The following is a 15,623-nucleotide window of genomic DNA, read 5'->3' as shown; positions in this document are numbered from 1 at the left end:
CCGGTGTCTCCGGTCGGCCCCTCGGCCGTCTCGTGCGGCCCGCACGGCGCACAGGGCACGCCGGCTAGGACTCCCCGGCCTCGCCCGCGTCGCGGCGCAGGATCCCGACCGCGAGCAGCGCCTGGCCCGCGAGGTAGGTGAGCATGACCCAGAACCCCGACGACAGCGGCCCCGGGACCTCGAAGCCCGGGACGAACGCCCCGAGCGCGATGAGCGCGTCGGAGACCAGGAAGATCGCCCCGCCGATGCCCGCGACCCGGTGCACGCCGGTCGACAGCACCGCCATGATCGTCAGGCACAGGCCGTAGAGCACCACCGGGACCAGCAGCGCGCCCGCGTGCGGGGCGCACAGGACCACGAGCGCCACGAGGGCGAGCGCGTAGGGCACGAGCAGGACCGGGCGGCGCAGCACGCTCGACCCGCGCGACGGCCAGAAGGCCGCGACGTACGCGAGCTGCGCGAGCAGGAAGAACCCGACCATGGTCAGGAACGAGGCGTCGCCGCTCGACAGGTCGGGCGCGGAGTCACCGAGCCAGGAGAACCCGAGCGCGACGAGCGTCCACCGCACGAGCCGGGACCGCCCGCGCGACCCTGCGGCCGGTGCAGCGGCCGCACCGCGGGGCGATCCAGTGGCGGTCCAGACGACGAGCGCCAGGAGCGGCATGACGAACCACTGGGTCACGTTCGCGACCTGCTCCGCTCCGGCCAGGTGGGCGACCAGGTGCACCACGGAGAGCAGCAGGAAGGCACCGGCCGCGAGCGCCGCCAGGGGGCGGCGCCGCAGCACGGTCATGATCGGGACCGTCCGGTGCGAGGTGGGTGCGTGCGAGACGCGAGGAGTCGAGGAGACCACGTCGTTCCCTTTCCAGGAAGGGCGACCCGGGTCACGGGCGCCCTGGCGCGCGGCACCGTTGCCGCGCTGACCTGGGGACACGGTAGGGCCTCAGAGCTCGATCGAGTACATCCGGGAGCCGTCCTTCTTCTCGTAGCCGAGGCTCGCGTAGAGCCCGTGGGCGCCGGACGGGTTCTCGGTGTCGACGTCGAGCTCGGCGTACTCGACCCCGCCCGCCTGGTACGCGGCCATGCCCGCGCTGAGCAGCGCGAGCGCGATCCTGCGCCCGCGGTACTCCCGGCGCACCCCGAGGGTCTCGGTGTAGCCGCTCGAGTACCCCGCGACGGGCCAGTCCTGCTCGTACCGGCCGGACAGGAGGTAGCCGGCCACGACGGGACCGCCGGCCGTGCTGAGGGCGGGAGCCGCGCCGTCGGGCGTCTCGCTCACCGACTCTGAACCGTCGACTGCACCGGGAGCAGGGGCGACGTCGTCGACGACGAGCACGCTCCACTCGGGCGCGAACATGCTGCGTCCGTGCTCCCACGACTCGGGCGTCGCGGGCTCGCTGCCCCAGTGGTCTCGGAACGCGTCGTTGTGGGCCAGGCGCGTGGCCTCGTCGAGCTCGGGAGACCATGGCACGACGCGCAGGCCGCCGCCCAGCGCGACCTCCGGGACGGGCAGCGACAGGTCGCGGCGCAGGGTCGAGTAGTAGCGGTTGGCCGTATAGCCCGCAGCCTCGAACAAGCGGCACTCGGACACGTCGTCGTCCTGGACGTAGCCCGCGATGCGCGCGGGCAGCTCCTTGCCCGAGGCTGCGAGGAGCTGCCGCGCCCGCCCCGTCGACCAGGCCAGGACCTGACGACCGACACCGCGTCCCCGCCACCGCGGGTGGACCGCACCCTGGACGAACGCGCGGACGACGCTCGCGTCCCCGGGACGGGTGTCGACCGACGCGTAGGCGCGCGGCTCGCCGTCGGCGTCCAGGCCCACCAGGGTGTCGCGCGCGAGGTCGCGCCACTCCCCCTCGAACATCTCCTCGGTCTCCTCGAGCGAGGTACGGAACGGGTGCTGGTCGTGCTCCTCGACGGCCGCGGTCAGCCCGAACAGGGCCGGCGCGTCCGCGAGCGTCAGCGAGCGCCAGACGAGGCCGTCGACCTCGGGGAGCGGCAGGTGGGCCGGTGCGGCCACGCGCTCGGCGATCGGGGCCAACGTGGGCGGGGTGGGCGGTTCGGTGCTCATGCGCACCACGCTAGGTCGCGAGGTGACGCGCAGCATCCTGTTTTCCGGACGCCCGGGTCCCCGCACGCGGCCCGGCGCTACAGTTCGACTCATGCCCCACGACGTCGCCAACGCCCGATCCGCCGCCTTCGCCGAGGCCCTGCGCACCCGCGTGGTCGTCGCCGACGGCGCCATGGGGACCATGATCCAGGAGCAGGACCCGAGCCTCGAGGACTACCAGCAGCTCGAGGGCTGCAACGAGATCCTCAACGTCTCGCGCCCCGACATCATCGCCGCCGTCCACGACGCCTACCTCGAGGTCGGCGTCGACTGCGTCGAGACCAACACGTTCGGCGCCAACTGGTCCAACCTGTCGGACTACGACATCGAGGACCGCATCCGCGAGCTCGCCGCGGCCGGGGCACGCATCGCGCGCGAGCGCGCGGACGCGTTCTCGACCCCCGAGCAGCCGCGCTGGGTGCTGGGCTCGATGGGCCCCGGGACCAAGCTGCCGAGCCTGGGGCACACGACGTACGCGAACCTGCGCGACACGTTCGCCGAGCAGGCCGCTGGCCTGCTCGAGGGCGGGGTCGACGCGATCCTCGTCGAGACGAGCCAGGACCTGCTCCAGGCCAAGGCCGCGGTCAACGGCTCGCGCGCCGCGATGGCCGCGGAGGGGCGGTCGGTGCCGGTCATCGTGCAGGTCACGGTCGAGACCACGGGCACCATGCTCATGGGCTCGGAGATCGGCGCGGCGCTGACCACGCTCCAGTCGCTCGGCGTGGACGCGATCGGCCTGAACTGCGCCACGGGACCCGCCGAGATGAGCGAGCACCTGCGCCACCTGTCCAAGCACGCCGAGATCCCCGTGACGTGCATGCCCAACGCGGGCCTGCCCGTGCTGGGCAAGAACGGCGCCTCCTACCCGCTCACGCCGAGCGAGCTCGCGGCGGCGCACGCCCAGTTCGTCACCGAGTTCGGTCTGGGCCTCGTGGGCGGGTGCTGCGGCACCACGCCCGAGCACCTGCGCCAGGTCGTCGAGGCCGTCCGCGCCCGACCCGTGACCCCGCGGGACCCTGCCCGCGAGATCGGCGTCGCGAGCCTGTACTCGCACGTCGACTTCGACCAGGACGCCTCGTTCCTCGCGATCGGCGAGCGGACCAACGCCAACGGGTCCAAGGCGTTCCGCGAGGCCATGCTCGCCGAGAACTGGGACGAGTGCGTCGCGATCGCGCGCGCCCAGACGCGCGACGGCGCGCACCTGCTGGACGTGTGCATCGACTACGTGGGGCGCGACGGCGTCGCGGACGCCCGCGCGGTCGTCTCGCGGCTCGCGAGCGCCTCGACGCTGCCGCTCGTGATCGACTCGACCGAGCCGCCCGTGATCCAGGCGGGCCTCGAGCTCATCGGCGGGCGCGCGGTCGTGAACTCGGTGAACTTCGAGGACGGCGACGGCCCGACCTCGCGCTACGCGCGGATCATGCCGCTCGTCAAGGAGCACGGCGCCGCGGTCATCGCGCTGACGATCGACGAGGACGGCCAGGCCCGCACGGCCGACGCGAAGGTGGCCATCGCGAGCCGCCTGATCGACGACCTCGTGGGCACCTGGGGCATGCGCATCGAGGACATCGTCGTCGACACCCTGACGTTCCCCATCGCGACCGGGCAGGAGGAGACTCGCCGCGACGCGATCGAGACCATCGAGGCCATCCGCGCGCTCAAGGCCGCCTATCCGGGCGTGCACACCACGCTCGGCGTCTCCAACGTGTCGTTCGGGCTCAACCCCGCCGCGCGCGTCGTCCTCAACTCGGTGTTCCTGCACGAGGCCGTCGAGGCCGGGCTCGACTCCGCGATCGTGCACGCGGCCAAGATCCTGCCGCTCGCGAAGATCCCCGACGAGCAGCGCCAGGCCGCGCTCGACCTCGTGTGGGACCGTCGCGAGTTCGACGCCGAGGGGAACATGACGGTCGACCCCCTGGCCCGGCTGCTCGACCTGTTCGCGGGCGTCGACTCGGCGTCGCTCAAGGACGCCCGCGCGGCCGAGATGGCCGCGCTGCCGCTCGGCGAGCGCCTCGAGCGGCGCATCGTCGACGGCGAGCTCAAGGGGCTCGACACCGACCTGCAGGCTGCGCTCGACGAGGGCTGGAAGGCCCTCGACATCGTCAACGACCACCTGCTCGAGGGCATGAAGGTCGTGGGCGAGCTGTTCGGCAAGGGCGAGATGCAGCTCCCGTTCGTGCTGCAGTCGGCCGAGGCCATGAAGACCGCCGTGGCCTACCTCGAGCCGCACATGGAGAAGTCCGAGGACGCGAGCGGCCGGTCCAAGGGCACCATCGTGATCGGCACCGTGCGTGGCGACGTGCACGACATCGGCAAGAACCTGGTCGACATCATCCTGACCAACAACGGCTACACCGTGGTGAACATCGGCATCAAGCAGCCCGTCGCCGCGATGATCGAGGCCGCCGAGGCCCACGACGCCGACGTGATCGGCATGAGCGGGCTGCTCGTGAAGTCGACCGTCGTCATGAAGGAGAACCTCGAGGAGCTCAACGCCCGCGGGTACGCGCAGCGCTGGCCCGTCCTGCTGGGCGGCGCGGCCCTGACGCGCACGTACGTCGAGGACGACCTGGCCGACGTCTACCAGGGCGAGGTCCGCTACGCCCGCGACGCGTTCGAGGGCCTGCGACTCATGGAACCGCTCGTCCGCGTGGCGCGGGGAGAGGCGCGCGACGCCGTCGGGCTGCCTCCCCTCAAGAAGCGCCGGCACGCGACCGTGACCGTGACGCAGACGCCCGAGGAGGACCTGCCCGCCCGCTCGGACGTCGCGGCCGACAACCTGGTCCCCGACCCGCCCTTCTGGGGCACGCGCATCGTCAAGGGCATCCAGCTCGCCGACTACGCGGCGTTCCTGGACGAGCGCGCGACGTTCATGGGCCAGTGGGGGCTCAAGCCGGGGCGCTCCGACGACGGAGCCTCCTACGAGGAGCTCGTCGAGACCGAGGGGCGCCCGCGCCTCAACGCGTGGCTCGAGCAGGTCCGCACCGACGGGATCGTCGACCCGTCGGTGATCTACGGGTACTTCCCGGTGTGGTCGGAGGGCAACGACGTGGTCGTCGGGCACCACGACGGGCCCGACGGCGGCTCGGGCGGTCCCGTGGGGACCGAGCGGCTGCGCTTCACGTTCCCCCGGCAACGGCGCGACCGTCACCTGTGCCTCGCGGACTTCGTCAAGCCCCGCTCGTGGGTCGAGGAGACCGGACGCTACGACGTCCTGCCCGTCCAGCTCGTGACCATGGGCGACACCGTCGACGTGCACACGGCCAAGCTCTTCGCCGCGAACAAGTACCGCGAGTACATGGAGCTGCACGGCCTGTCCGTGCAGCTCACCGAGGCGCTCGCCGAGATGTGGCACTCGCGCGTGCGCTCCGAGCTCGGGTTCGCGGACGAGGAGCCCTCGGACGTCCAAGGGATGTTCGACCTCAAGTACCGCGGGGCGAGGTTCTCGCTGGGATACCCCGCGTGCCCCGACATGGAGGACCGGCGCAAGGTCGTCGAGCTGCTGCGGCCCGAGCGGGCGGGTGTGGTGCTCTCGGACGAGCTGCAGCTGCACCCGGAGCAGTCGACGGACGCGTTCGTGTTCCACCACGCAGAGGCGAAGTACTTCTCGGTGTAGGGTTGGCGGCATAGCATAACCCCAGGTCAGAGCGGTTTTCGTACCTTCACATAGGGTCATGCGGGGCCACACCTGTGGCTACACTCGGGGCTACACCCAGAGGAGGCTGCTCGATGGCATCGAAGACCGCTCGACGAGACGCGGGGGCCGGGGCGCTCTACCAGGACTCCCGCGGCCTGTGGACCGCCGCCGTCACGCTCCCTCCCGGCCCGGACGGCAAGCGCCGCCGCAAGGTGGTGCGCGCCCGCACCAAGGCCGCAGCATCCGACAAGCTCAAGAAGCTGCGCGCCGACCTCGACCGCACAGGCGACCTGCCGACCTCCTCCCCCACGCTCGAGCAGTGGATGCGCACCTGGCTCAAGACCAAGTCGCGCGAGATGAAGCCGAACAGCCTGGTCGCCTACTCAGGGCCCGTCGATCGCTACATCCTGCCGACGCTCGGCCGCTACCGGCTCGACAAGCTCACGGCAGAGCACGTGCGCCGGCTGCACGCAGCGATGCTCGACGACCGAGGACTGTCCCCGACGACAGCGGCGAACGCCCACTCGATCCTGTTCGAGGCCCTCAAGGACGCCATGCGAGAGGGCCGGGTGACGCGCAACGTCGCCGAGCTCGTCGACCGCCCGCGCCGCGCCGTTTCCACACGTGGTGCACTCAGCGCCGACAACGCACGCACACTGCTCGCCCATGCGGCGCCTGACCCCTCGTCCGTTCACTGGTTCGTTGCGCTGCTCGCCGGCCTCCGCCAGGGTGAGCGCCTAGGCCTGACCCGCGAGGCGATCGACTTGGAGCGGGGAGTCATCACGGTCATCTGGCAGCTTCAGCGCCTGCGATGGGCGCACGGCTGCCTCGAGCCCGGCACCGCCTCGCCAGCCAAGGGGGCGCAGTGGCCATGCGGGAAGGTCCGCGGCGGAGCATGCCCGCGGCGTCACGTCGACATTCCGGCGCACCACGAGGCGATCCAGGTCGAGGACGGGCTATGGCTCACCCGACCGAAGACACGGGCAGGCTGGCGCGAGGTCCCGATGGCTCCGCTGCTCGCCGATGTCATGCGGCGCCACTTGGAATCGACCGACCCCGGCCTCGGTGGCCTGGTGCTCCACCGCGGGGACCCGGTCGGAAGACCTATCGACCCAGCAGCCGACCGCCTCGTTTGGCGCGATGCCCTGGCGGCAGCCGGGCTCCCCCCGGTCTCCGTCCACTCCGCGCGGCACACGACGGCAACCCTCCTGCACGCGCAGGGCGTCTCTCAGCGCGTCCGGGTCGCCATCCTCGGCCACGCCTCGGCAACCACAACGGCGGAGTACACCCATGTGACCGACGCCGAGACGGTCGAAGGTGTGCAGCGGCTCGGCGCCTTGCTCTCGCCCCGGGCCGGCGCCTGAGGCACGATGAAGGCCCCGACGAGAGATCGTCGGGGGCCTTCCCCGCGTCAGGGATCAGTCCTGCGATTGACCTGCCCCAATCGAGCGCTGGTTGGCCAACGTTCCTCGCGAGTCGATACACGCCGACGCTCGCCAAGATGGGCCCAAGAAGCGCGGGGATGCCTAGACCGCTCGCAGGTGGCGCAGCCGAGCGCGCGGCCGGACGTAGTTCTCGCGCCACAGCATCACGTAGTTCTCCGTGACGGCGAGCTCTTTCGCGATCGCTCCGGGGTGGGCCCCGACGATGCGTTCTGCCCGCGCGTACTCTTCGAGCGAGATGAGGATCTGCGCCGCGAACAGGTCGGCCTCGCGTTCCTGCCGTGCGCTCACCGCAGGGTCGTCGGTCCACGCGTGGTCGTGGTGGGCGTGCCCGATCTCGTGGGCCATGGTCATGCGGATCGTGAAGCCGGTGCGCCGGCGGTCGTTGATCGTGATCAACCCGCGTGAGTACTCGCCGTTCCGTCGGCCGAGGTCGCGGTACTTCACACCCCAGCCGCGTCCGAGCGCGTAGTCGATCAGGTCCTGCATGCCCAGTCCTCCTTACTAGTCGAGCTGGGCGATGCCCTCTTCCTCCAGGGTCGGATCCTCGTTCGCCACTGCCCTCTCAAGGACCGTATCGACGTCTGGCAGGCCCGTCCCGGCCGACACGCCCGCGCCTGGGAAAGCATGAACGGTGGCCCCTTGCTGGCGAGCGTCGCGCATCCGCGTCGAGATCTCCTCGACCAGCTCGCGCGGACCCATGCCGGCCATCTCTGCGACGGCCGCGATGATGTCGGTGTCGACTGGACGTCGCCCGCTCGTTCGCTCAGAAACGAAGCCTTGCGAGCGTTCGAGCCGTTCGGCGAGGGGCACCTGTCGCACATCCCGCTCGCTCATGATGTCGCGCAGGTGCCGTGCGAACGCCTTCGAGAAGTCACTGGTCATGGCTCCACATTATCGGATATCCGACACGCCGCGCATCGGACGTTGCGTCGACTATCGGATATCTGATAGAACTACAGCCATGGAACTCACCCACTCTCGAGGGGCGATCGCTGCCGAAGTGCGGGCCTGCCTCTCTCGGCGCCGGGCCTCCCAGAAGGAGCTCGCTGTAGCACTCGGCATCTCCGTAACGACGATGAGCGACCGCATGACGGGCCGCTCTGCGTTCGACACGGACGAGCTGCTCCAGATCGCAGCGTTCCTGGATGTCGACTTCGTGGAGCTCTTCCCGATGAGCATCCGGACGTCTTCCGCGGCCTAGCGGTATCAGATATCCGATTCCGCGAGCGGGTCGGAGTGCAGAACACCTGAATACAGCGCATGAGTGCAGATATCCCGGGACGACAACCGTCCTACGCGGCCCGGGAAGCACGCCGAGAGGGAGCAGCCGTGGACGCGGCAGGCCCAGGCAGGGAACGGAACTCATGTGTGGATGCGCAGCCAGCCGGTAGGTCCCGGCGTGGAGCTGCGTGCATCACCCCAGACACGACAGCGCCCCCGCTCCGACCAAGGAATCACGGGGGCACCACCCAAGGAGATGGTCTCATGACCGACATCACCCCGTTCGACTTCGACGGCCAGACCGTCCGGGTCGTCACCACCGACGGCGAGCCGTGGTTTGTGCTCGCCGATCTCTGCGCAGTGCTGGACATCGCGAACCCCCGCAACGCCTCGGCACGCCTCGCCCCCGACATGAAGGGTGTCCGCCCGATGGACACCCCTGGCGGATCCCAGAACCTCACCGTCGTCTCCGAGGCAGGCATGTACGAGGTTGTGATCCGCTCCGACAAGCCGGACGCCGTCCGCTTCCGCCGCTGGATCACCTCCGATGTCCTGCCGACGATCCGCAAGACCGGCTCCTACGGCACGCCGCAGCTCTCGGGCCCTGCGCTCATGGCGGCGGCGCTCATCGAGGCGCAGGCGACGCTCGCCGCAACGACCGAGCAGGTCGCCGCGCTGACCCCGCGCGCCGAGGCATTCGACGCGTTCCTCTCGACGGCCGGCGACCTCAGCGTGAACGAGGCCGCGAAGATCCTGAGCCGCGACCACGGCATCCTCACGGGCGAGAAGCGCCTGCGGGACTGGATGCAGGCCAACGGCTGGATCTACCGCAACGAGGGCAACGAGCCCCGCGCGTACCAGCGGCGCGTCGACCAGGGGGCACTCGCCGAGCGCGCGCGCTGGCACCACCACCCCGAGACCGGCGAGCGCGTCATCGACACCCCGCAGGTCCGAGTCACGGCCAAGGGCGTCGAGGCGCTCGCCAAGGCGCTCACGAAGGTCGTCGACCAGGGCGAGCTCGACGTCGCGGGCGGTGACGCGGCGTGATCGCTCCGGCTCTAGCTTTCCCATTCATCTCGGCGTCGATTCCCGACGCAGCCCGTGCGGCTGGCGCGTCCGAGACGACCGTCAAGGACGCCATCTCGTCGGGCGACCTGACCGCGCACTACATCGGCCGCCGTGCCACCAAGCCCGTGATCCTCGCGACTGACCTCGCCGCATGGATCGCATCCCTGCCGACCGAGTCTGGTCGGGCCAAGCCATGAAGGAGCAATCGATGAAGATCCGCACCTTGTTCCGCCGTCGTCGTCCCGCGCCCCTCCCGGTGCAGGCGCTCGAGGCACTGTCCTCCCCCGCTCTCCCCCGCCGGGTCCCGGCCCTGTTCTTCGGCGCAGGCTCGACGGCGACCACTGAGGACGAGGCCCTGGTCATCGCTTCGGGCGCTCTTCGTCAGCACGGGCCCCGCGAGGCGGTCGCTGTCCTCGAGGGCTTCGTGTCGCGCGAGCTCGCCGCGATCCCGGAGCGAGAGCAGGTCATCCAGGACCCGTCGCTCCCCTATGACGACGTGGAGATGGAGGCGTTCGCGCCGGGATCGCTCGCTGACCAGGCCGAGGCATGGCTCGCCGGCGGTGCGCGATGACCGCCGCCACGGCCCGCGTCCACTCGCTCCTCGCGACGCTCCCGCCCGGCCTGGCCGACCAGATCGAGCGCGCTGCGGCCGAGTGCGTCGCGGCCGCACCGGAGGGCGAGGTCGTCTACGCCGCCTGCTGGTGCGACGACGGCGCCCACACCTTCGCGGACTACGTCCAGTGGCGCCAGAGCATCGAGCGCGCGCGCCGCGACCGGGACGACTCCACATACCCCGCCCACCTCATCCGCCGCATCACCGTCACGGAGGCAGTCGCATGACGACGCTCGAGCAGCACGAGCAGGCCGTGCTCGTCCGGCAGCGCGACGATGCGATCGACAACGGCAAGGTGCTCGCTCCGGTTGCCCAGGCCGCGGTGAACCTCTTCCAGGCGCACTACGAGGACCCGACCGGCGGCGCCGAGTACCAGGCCGCATGGACCGACTGGCGCGACACCACGGCCGCGTACATCGACGAGCACGGGACCGAGGTGGACGCCTGATGTGCATGCAGTGCGTTCGCGCGGATCGGCGCGAAGCAGAAGGCCGCCCCGCCCGGTGGCAGCAGCAGACCCGCGTGCTGTACGTGGACTTCCCGCCTCCTGACTTCGGCAGGCTCGAGCGTGCGTTCCGGGAGGCCGGACTCGTGGCAGAGCGAGCCGGCATCGCCATGCGCGAGGCCGGGGACACCCTCACCGCGACCTACCCGGCCGCGCCGACGCCGGCCCAGCTCGAGCGTGCAGTCGACGTGACCCCGTACTTCGACCCGGATTCGTTCCGGTTCGGGAGCCACTTTCCAGCAGAGGCCAAGCCATGAGCGCCACCTGGGCCGACGTCGTCGGCACCGCGGTCTGCCTCGTCTTCCTCTTCGCCTCGGCGTGGTGGGCCGGACGTATCGACGAGCGCCGCAAGAAGGAGGGGCGGAAGTGATCGAGACCGGCATCCACTACGACGTCCCCGAGCTCGAGTACCACGCGCTCCCGGGACTGTCCTCGACGGGCGTGAAGGCCATGCTCGACAGCCCGGCACGCTACCAGCACTCGCTCGCACATCGGGTCGAGAAGACCGCCTTCGACCTGGGGCATGCCGTGCACGGCATGGTGCTCGGCACCGGACTCGACCTCGTGCGGGTCGATGCCGAGGAGTGGCGCACGAACGCCGTCAAGGAGGAGGTCGCGGCCATCCGTGCCGCAGGCGGCGTGCCGCTCAAGCCTTCGCAGTACGACACCGCAACAGCCATGGCCGAGAAGGTGAAGACCCACCCGGACGCCGGGCGCCTGTTCGCTGGCGGCCGCCCCGAGGTGTCGATCATCTGGGACAACGTCGAGACCGGCGTCCGCTGCCGCGGGCGCCTCGACTACCTGCACGAGGCTGCGGGCGTCGTCGTCGACCTCAAGACAGCGCGCACCGCAGACCCTCGCGAGTTCGCCCGGACTGCGGCGAACCTCGGCTACGACGTCCAGGCCGCGCACTACCTCGACGGCCTCGGACAGGCAGGCGGCACCGCCACTCGCTTCCTGCACGTCCTCGTCGAGACCGAGGCGCCGCACCTCGTATCTGTCGTCGAGCTTGACGTCGACTACCTCGCGATCGGGCGCGCCAAGACGCGCGCCGCGATCGACCTCTACGACCGCTGCGTCGAACGCGACGAGTGGCCCGGCTACCCGACCGGCATCACTCGCATCGCGCCACCGCGCTGGCACTCCGCACCTGACCTCATCGAGGAGTACGCATCATGACCGACCTCGTCACGACTTCCCAGACGCTCCCGCTCGCCGAGCAGTGGCGCTTCGCCGAGACCGTCTCCGCCTCGTCGATCCTCCCCCGCGCCTACCGCGACGACCCAGGCGCTGTCCTGGTCGCCGTGAACCTGGGCGCCGCGATGGGCCTCGCGCCCGCCGAGTCGCTGTACCGGATCCACGTCATCGAGGGGAAGCCGTCGGCGTCCGCCGAGCTCATCGCGGCGAACGTCCGCAGGGCCGGCCACCGACTGCGCGTCCAGGGAGACGACCAGAGCGCGCGCGCCGAGATTGTCCGCGCCGACGACCCCGACTTCGTCTACACCGCCACCTGGACGATCGAGAAGGCCCGCGCCGCCGGACTGTCCACGAAGGACGTCTGGAAGAAGTACGCGTCCGCGATGCTCAAGGCCCGCGCGATCACCGAGTGCGCGCGTACCGCCTGCCCCGAGGCGCTCTACGGCGTGACGTACACCGAGGAGGAGGCGCGCGAGGCGGCCCCCGTCGAGGCCCCGCGTCGCGAGTCTGCGGCCGACGTCCTCGCCGCCGGCGAGCTCGTGCCCGACGCCGCCGAGCCGGCCATCACCCCGGACCAGCTCAAGGCTCTACACGCGTCGTTCGGAGAGTTCGGGATCTCCACGCGTGACGACGGCCTCGCTTATGCGTCGCAGGTCATCGGCCGAGTCGTCGGCTCCACCAAGGAGCTCACGAAGTCCGAGGCGTCCGCTGTGATCGACAACCTCAAGCGCGACATCGCGAACCTGCCCGTCGCGGAGGTCGAGCCTGAGGCTGACGAGGTCGCACCATGAGCGCGAACCTCACCATGACCGATCTCTTCTGCGGCGCCGGCGGCTCGTCCACCGGCGCCGTTGGCGTCCCGGGCGTCGAGGTGAAGCTCGCGGCGAACCACTGGGACGTCGCGATCGAGACGCACAACGCGAACCACCCGGACACGGACCACCTGCAGGCCGACATCTCGAACACCGACCCGCGGTATGTCCCGACGACGGACCTGCTGTGGGCCTCCCCGGAGTGCACGAACCACTCCCGGGCCAAGGGCCGCAAGCTCGCGGGCCAGCAGCCCGACCTGTTCGGCGACGTCCTGCCCGAGGCTGCCGCCGAGCGGTCCCGAGCGACGATGTGGGACGTCGTGCGGTTCGCCGAGGCACACCACTACAAGGCGGTCCTCGTAGAGAACGTTGTCGAGGTCGTCGACTGGTCCTCCCCGTGGGGCGTGCGCGGCGGGCTGTTCCAGTCGTGGCTGGCCGCGATGCACGCACTCGGGTATCGGCACCGCATCATCTCGATGAACAGCATGCACGCCCAGGCCTACGGGCTCCCAGCCCCACAGTCCCGCGACCGCGTCTACATCGCGTTCTGGCGGACCGGCGACCGCGCCCCGGACTTCGAGCACATGCTGCGCCCCAAGGCGTACTGCGCACGCTGCGACCAGATCGTCGACGCCATGCAGTGGTGGAAGAAGGGCGACGGTCAGGCCCGCCCAGGCCGCTACCGGTCGCAGTACCTGTACCGGTGCCCGAACGCCGCGTGCCGCAATCAGGTCGTCGAGCCCGCGTGGCTCCCGGCCTCCTCGATCATCGACTGGTCGAACCCCGGCACGAGGATCGGCGACCGCCCCAAGCCCCTCGCCGAGAAGACGATGCGGCGCATCCAGGTCGGGATCGAACGGTACTGGTCCCCGATCCACGTCGAGCACGGCGGAAACCAGTACGACGCGGCAGACCCGAAGCACGTCGGGTTCGGCGACCCGAGCTCGTACTACCGGGCCTGGCCCGCGTCCGAGCCGCTGCGCACGATGCACACCCGCGAGTCCAAGGCGATCGCGTACATGCCCGTCATGGTCCCGGTCGAGGGTCGCGACGGGAAGCAGCCCATGACCATGGGCGACGCGCTGCGGACCCAGACGACCCGCAACGAGTCCGGCTTGGCGTTCCCGCCGTTCCTCGCCGAGCTCCGCGGCGGCGGCTCGACAGCGCGACCAGCCGCCGATCCGCTCGCCACCGTCACGGCGTCCGGGAACCACCACGGGCTCGTCATGCCGTACTACGGCAACGGCCGCACCGCACCCACCGGTGAGGCCCTGTCGACTGTGACCACCGTCGACCGGCATGGCCTCATCATGCGGAACAACACGGTCGCGTCCGGCGAGGCCCACCTCACCACCCCCGCCGGGGAGCCTGTCCGCACGATCACCACCGCGGGCCACCAGTCGCTCCTCACGGGCGGCACGGTCGACATCGAGGACGTCCGCTTCCGGATGCTCGAGCCGTCGGAGATCAAGCAGGCCATGGCGTTCCCCGCCGACTACGTCATGGCCGGCAACCGCCGCGAGCAGGTCAAGCTCTCCGGCAACGCCGTCACCCCTCCCGCCGCCCGTGACCTCGTTGCGACCGTCGTTGCCGCCCTCACCGGGGAGGCGGTGGCCGCGTGATGGACCCCATGCCCTACTCCCCCGACTGCGCCGCGGGCAAGCACCGTGCGTGCTCGGGCGACGCCTGGAACTACACGACCGACCAGCCCACCGACTGTGCGTGCGGCTGCCACAAGGAGGACCAGTGACCGACCTGCGCGCCCAGACCATGACCCGCCCAACGAACCCGCTCGCTTCCCGCGAGCCCGAGGACTGGCGCCTCGACGCGAAGTGCCGCGACTGGGACCACGCGCTACAGGGCGACCCGTGGCACCCAGACTCGGACCTCCCAGGCGCCTACGACGACGCCCGCAGGATCTGCGCGGGCTGCCCGGTCGCGTCAACCTGCCTCCAGGCGGCGGTCGACGCGGAGTCCAGCAGCTACGGGGCCCTGCGCTTCGGGATGTACGGCGGCACGACGCCGGCCGAGCGCTCGGCGGTCCTCCGCAAGCAGCAGCGCGAGCGCGCCGCCCGGAGGGCCGCGGCGTGAGGCGGGCGCCGTCGGTCGAGGACTACGCGCGGATGTCGCAGCAGTCCCGCGACACCGCGTACCGCCTGCTGGTCGCCGAGCAGGAGACGTACCAGTCACGGCTCGACGTCCTGGCCGAGCGTGCCCGCCGCGCACAGGTCACGGAAGACCCCGACGCCACACGCGCCGCGGCACGTCGCCTCAGGCCGATCTACGAGCGCCGCCACGGCGACACCCCCACCCTGCAGGCCGCCCGTCGCGACGCCATGCAGACCGAACCGGACGGCGCCGAGACCCGGCGCCGAGAAGCGAGAGCAGCATGACCACCCACACCTGCCGATGCGGGGCCACGTTCACCGCGGACCCCGCCGGCCGACTCCGCCACCAGATGCTGCACGGCCACCGCCCGACCGTGCTCGCCGCCCCGCCACCGAGGGAGGCGGCGTGACATGGGGGAAGGTCGACGACAAGCTGCACTCGGCGATCAAGTGGCGCGGCGCGTCGAAGGGCGCGCGAGCGCTCTGGGCGACCGGACTCTCGTGGTGCATGGACCAGCTCACGGACGGATTCGTGCCGAAGGAGATGCTCAAGCACCTCGACGGGACGCCTGCGGAAGTCGCGTCCCTGGTGCGCGTCGGCCTGTGGGAAGAGGTCGACGGCGGGTGGCTCTTCCACGACTGGCTGGACTACCAACCATCGCGCGATCAGGTGCTCGCCGAACGCGCTGCAGCCTCCGAACGTCAGCGAAAGGCGCGCGAGAGGGCGAAGGCGAAACGCGCGGCCGAGCCGTGAACGGAAACGACAAGATCGGCGGAATCCCGCGCGAAAGTCGGTTCTGTCACGCCGTGACTCACGCGTTAGTCACGCGTGAGTCTGAGCGGGCCTTGCCTCCCCGGCCGCCGGCGAGGCTCTCCCGCCGGCCGCAGGCGCCACGCCCGGCGGCAC

The 15,623-nt window shown here is 70.9% G+C and carries 19 protein-coding genes; 15 read left to right on the top strand and 4 right to left on the bottom strand.

Annotated features, from left to right (window positions below):
* Positions 1-64 precede the first annotated feature (64 nt).
* Together ACFWFR_RS01055 and ACFWFR_RS01050 are read right to left on the bottom strand one after the other, a co-directional pair.
* Entirely contained in the window at positions 65-853 is a 789-nt protein-coding gene (locus tag ACFWFR_RS01055) for a lysoplasmalogenase (RefSeq protein ID WP_318244610.1), read from the bottom strand.
* A 90-nt stretch (positions 854-943) separates the two neighbouring features.
* The gene (locus tag ACFWFR_RS01050) at positions 944-2,071 is read right to left on the bottom strand and encodes a GNAT family N-acetyltransferase (protein WP_377620624.1); all 1,128 of its coding nucleotides are present in this window, start codon (positions 2,069-2,071) and stop codon (positions 944-946) included.
* 91 nt (positions 2,072-2,162) lie between these two features.
* Between ACFWFR_RS01050 and metH the strand changes: the two genes are divergently transcribed.
* Both metH and ACFWFR_RS01040 read left to right on the top strand, forming a co-directional pair.
* Positions 2,163-5,726 carry a methionine synthase gene (gene metH / locus ACFWFR_RS01045; protein WP_377620622.1) on the top strand — a complete coding sequence of 1,188 codons (3,564 nt, stop codon included), beginning with the start codon at positions 2,163-2,165 and terminating at the stop codon, positions 5,724-5,726.
* Positions 5,727-5,839: 113 nt separating this feature from the next.
* Positions 5,840-7,111 carry a tyrosine-type recombinase/integrase gene (locus ACFWFR_RS01040; protein WP_377620620.1) on the top strand — a complete coding sequence of 424 codons (1,272 nt, stop codon included), beginning with the start codon at positions 5,840-5,842 and terminating at the stop codon, positions 7,109-7,111.
* Between the two features lie 162 nt (positions 7,112-7,273).
* On the opposite strand, the gene ACFWFR_RS01035 is transcribed toward ACFWFR_RS01040, so the two are convergent.
* Complete coding sequence (locus tag ACFWFR_RS01035) at positions 7,274-7,678, bottom strand: ImmA/IrrE family metallo-endopeptidase (protein ID WP_377620618.1); 405 nt, start codon at positions 7,676-7,678, stop codon at positions 7,274-7,276.
* A 15-nt stretch (positions 7,679-7,693) separates the two neighbouring features.
* On the bottom strand, positions 7,694-8,074 hold the full coding sequence (locus ACFWFR_RS01030; RefSeq protein WP_056762230.1) for a hypothetical protein: 381 nt from the start codon (positions 8,072-8,074) through the stop codon (positions 7,694-7,696).
* Here ACFWFR_RS01030 and ACFWFR_RS01025 point away from each other — a divergent pair.
* From ACFWFR_RS01025 to ACFWFR_RS00965, 13 genes are all read left to right on the top strand, one after another.
* Positions 8,025-8,393, top strand: a complete 369-nt coding sequence (locus tag ACFWFR_RS01025; protein WP_377620616.1) for a helix-turn-helix domain-containing protein — start codon at positions 8,025-8,027, stop codon at positions 8,391-8,393. The two genes, ACFWFR_RS01030 and ACFWFR_RS01025, sit on opposite strands and share 50 nt — an antisense overlap.
* 284 nt (positions 8,394-8,677) lie before the next feature.
* A complete protein-coding gene (locus tag ACFWFR_RS01020; protein WP_377620615.1) occupies positions 8,678-9,460 on the top strand; it encodes a phage antirepressor KilAC domain-containing protein in 783 nt (260 codons plus the stop codon).
* On the top strand, positions 9,457-9,678 hold the full coding sequence (locus ACFWFR_RS01015; protein WP_377620614.1) for a helix-turn-helix domain-containing protein: 222 nt from the start codon (positions 9,457-9,459) through the stop codon (positions 9,676-9,678). The genes ACFWFR_RS01020 and ACFWFR_RS01015 overlap by 4 nt, the downstream gene beginning before the upstream one ends.
* An 11-nt stretch (positions 9,679-9,689) precedes the next feature.
* Positions 9,690-10,052, top strand: coding sequence for a hypothetical protein (locus ACFWFR_RS01010; protein WP_377620613.1), 363 nt, complete (start codon positions 9,690-9,692; stop codon positions 10,050-10,052).
* Complete coding sequence (locus ACFWFR_RS01005) at positions 10,049-10,321, top strand: hypothetical protein (protein WP_377620611.1); 273 nt, start codon at positions 10,049-10,051, stop codon at positions 10,319-10,321. The genes ACFWFR_RS01010 and ACFWFR_RS01005 overlap by 4 nt, the downstream gene beginning before the upstream one ends.
* The gene (locus ACFWFR_RS01000; RefSeq protein ID WP_377620609.1) at positions 10,318-10,542 is read left to right on the top strand and encodes a hypothetical protein; all 225 of its coding nucleotides are present in this window, start codon (positions 10,318-10,320) and stop codon (positions 10,540-10,542) included. Before ACFWFR_RS01005 ends, ACFWFR_RS01000 begins: the two co-directional genes overlap by 4 nt.
* Positions 10,543-10,616: 74 nt before the next feature.
* On the top strand, positions 10,617-10,856 hold the full coding sequence (locus ACFWFR_RS00995) for a hypothetical protein (RefSeq protein ID WP_377620607.1): 240 nt from the start codon (positions 10,617-10,619) through the stop codon (positions 10,854-10,856).
* Positions 10,857-10,965: 109 nt separating this feature from the next.
* Positions 10,966-11,778 carry a PD-(D/E)XK nuclease-like domain-containing protein gene (locus ACFWFR_RS00990; RefSeq protein ID WP_377620605.1) on the top strand — a complete coding sequence of 271 codons (813 nt, stop codon included), beginning with the start codon at positions 10,966-10,968 and terminating at the stop codon, positions 11,776-11,778.
* The gene (locus tag ACFWFR_RS00985; RefSeq protein ID WP_377620603.1) at positions 11,775-12,587 is read left to right on the top strand and encodes a hypothetical protein; all 813 of its coding nucleotides are present in this window, start codon (positions 11,775-11,777) and stop codon (positions 12,585-12,587) included. The genes ACFWFR_RS00990 and ACFWFR_RS00985 overlap by 4 nt, the downstream gene beginning before the upstream one ends.
* Positions 12,584-14,230, top strand: coding sequence for a DNA cytosine methyltransferase (locus ACFWFR_RS00980; RefSeq protein WP_377620601.1), 1,647 nt, complete (start codon positions 12,584-12,586; stop codon positions 14,228-14,230). Before ACFWFR_RS00985 ends, ACFWFR_RS00980 begins: the two co-directional genes overlap by 4 nt.
* Positions 14,231-14,354: 124 nt before the next feature.
* Positions 14,355-14,699 (top strand): WhiB family transcriptional regulator, encoded by a 345-nt coding sequence (locus ACFWFR_RS00975; RefSeq protein ID WP_377620599.1) that lies wholly within the window; start codon positions 14,355-14,357, stop codon positions 14,697-14,699.
* Positions 14,700-14,731: 32 nt separating this feature from the next.
* Positions 14,732-15,001, top strand: a complete 270-nt coding sequence (locus ACFWFR_RS00970; protein WP_377620597.1) for a hypothetical protein — start codon at positions 14,732-14,734, stop codon at positions 14,999-15,001.
* 121 nt (positions 15,002-15,122) lie between these two features.
* Positions 15,123-15,470 (top strand): hypothetical protein, encoded by a 348-nt coding sequence (locus ACFWFR_RS00965; RefSeq protein WP_056650976.1) that lies wholly within the window; start codon positions 15,123-15,125, stop codon positions 15,468-15,470.
* Positions 15,471-15,623: the final 153 nt, after the last annotated feature.

Source organism: Oerskovia sp. NPDC060287 (genome assembly GCF_042726775.1).
GTDB lineage: Bacteria > Actinomycetota > Actinomycetes > Actinomycetales > Cellulomonadaceae > Oerskovia > Oerskovia merdavium.
The sequence above is the reverse complement of the archived record's forward strand: the minus strand, read 5'-3'. Positions and strand labels throughout refer to the sequence as shown.

Bases quoted from the DNA above. Each gene is read 5' to 3' on its own strand.
- ACFWFR_RS01050 (WP_377620624.1), bottom strand. From the start codon at position 2,071: ATGAGCACCGAACCGCCCACCCCGCCCACGTTGGCCCCGATCGCCGAG.
- metH (WP_377620622.1), top strand. From the start codon at position 2,163: ATGCCCCACGACGTCGCCAACGCCCGATCCGCCGCCTTCGCCGAGGCC.
- ACFWFR_RS01040 (WP_377620620.1), top strand. From the start codon at position 5,840: ATGGCATCGAAGACCGCTCGACGAGACGCGGGGGCCGGGGCGCTCTAC.
- ACFWFR_RS01035 (WP_377620618.1), bottom strand. From the start codon at position 7,678: ATGCAGGACCTGATCGACTACGCGCTCGGACGCGGCTGGGGTGTGAAG.
- ACFWFR_RS01025 (WP_377620616.1), top strand. From the start codon at position 8,025: ATGATGTCGCGCAGGTGCCGTGCGAACGCCTTCGAGAAGTCACTGGTC.
- ACFWFR_RS01030 (WP_056762230.1), bottom strand. From the start codon at position 8,074: ATGACCAGTGACTTCTCGAAGGCGTTCGCACGGCACCTGCGCGACATC.
- ACFWFR_RS01020 (WP_377620615.1), top strand. From the start codon at position 8,678: ATGACCGACATCACCCCGTTCGACTTCGACGGCCAGACCGTCCGGGTC.
- ACFWFR_RS01010 (WP_377620613.1), top strand. From the start codon at position 9,690: ATGAAGATCCGCACCTTGTTCCGCCGTCGTCGTCCCGCGCCCCTCCCG.
- ACFWFR_RS01005 (WP_377620611.1), top strand. From the start codon at position 10,049: ATGACCGCCGCCACGGCCCGCGTCCACTCGCTCCTCGCGACGCTCCCG.
- ACFWFR_RS01000 (WP_377620609.1), top strand. From the start codon at position 10,318: ATGACGACGCTCGAGCAGCACGAGCAGGCCGTGCTCGTCCGGCAGCGC.
- ACFWFR_RS00985 (WP_377620603.1), top strand. From the start codon at position 11,775: ATGACCGACCTCGTCACGACTTCCCAGACGCTCCCGCTCGCCGAGCAG.
- ACFWFR_RS00980 (WP_377620601.1), top strand. From the start codon at position 12,584: ATGAGCGCGAACCTCACCATGACCGATCTCTTCTGCGGCGCCGGCGGC.
- ACFWFR_RS00970 (WP_377620597.1), top strand. From the start codon at position 14,732: ATGTCGCAGCAGTCCCGCGACACCGCGTACCGCCTGCTGGTCGCCGAG.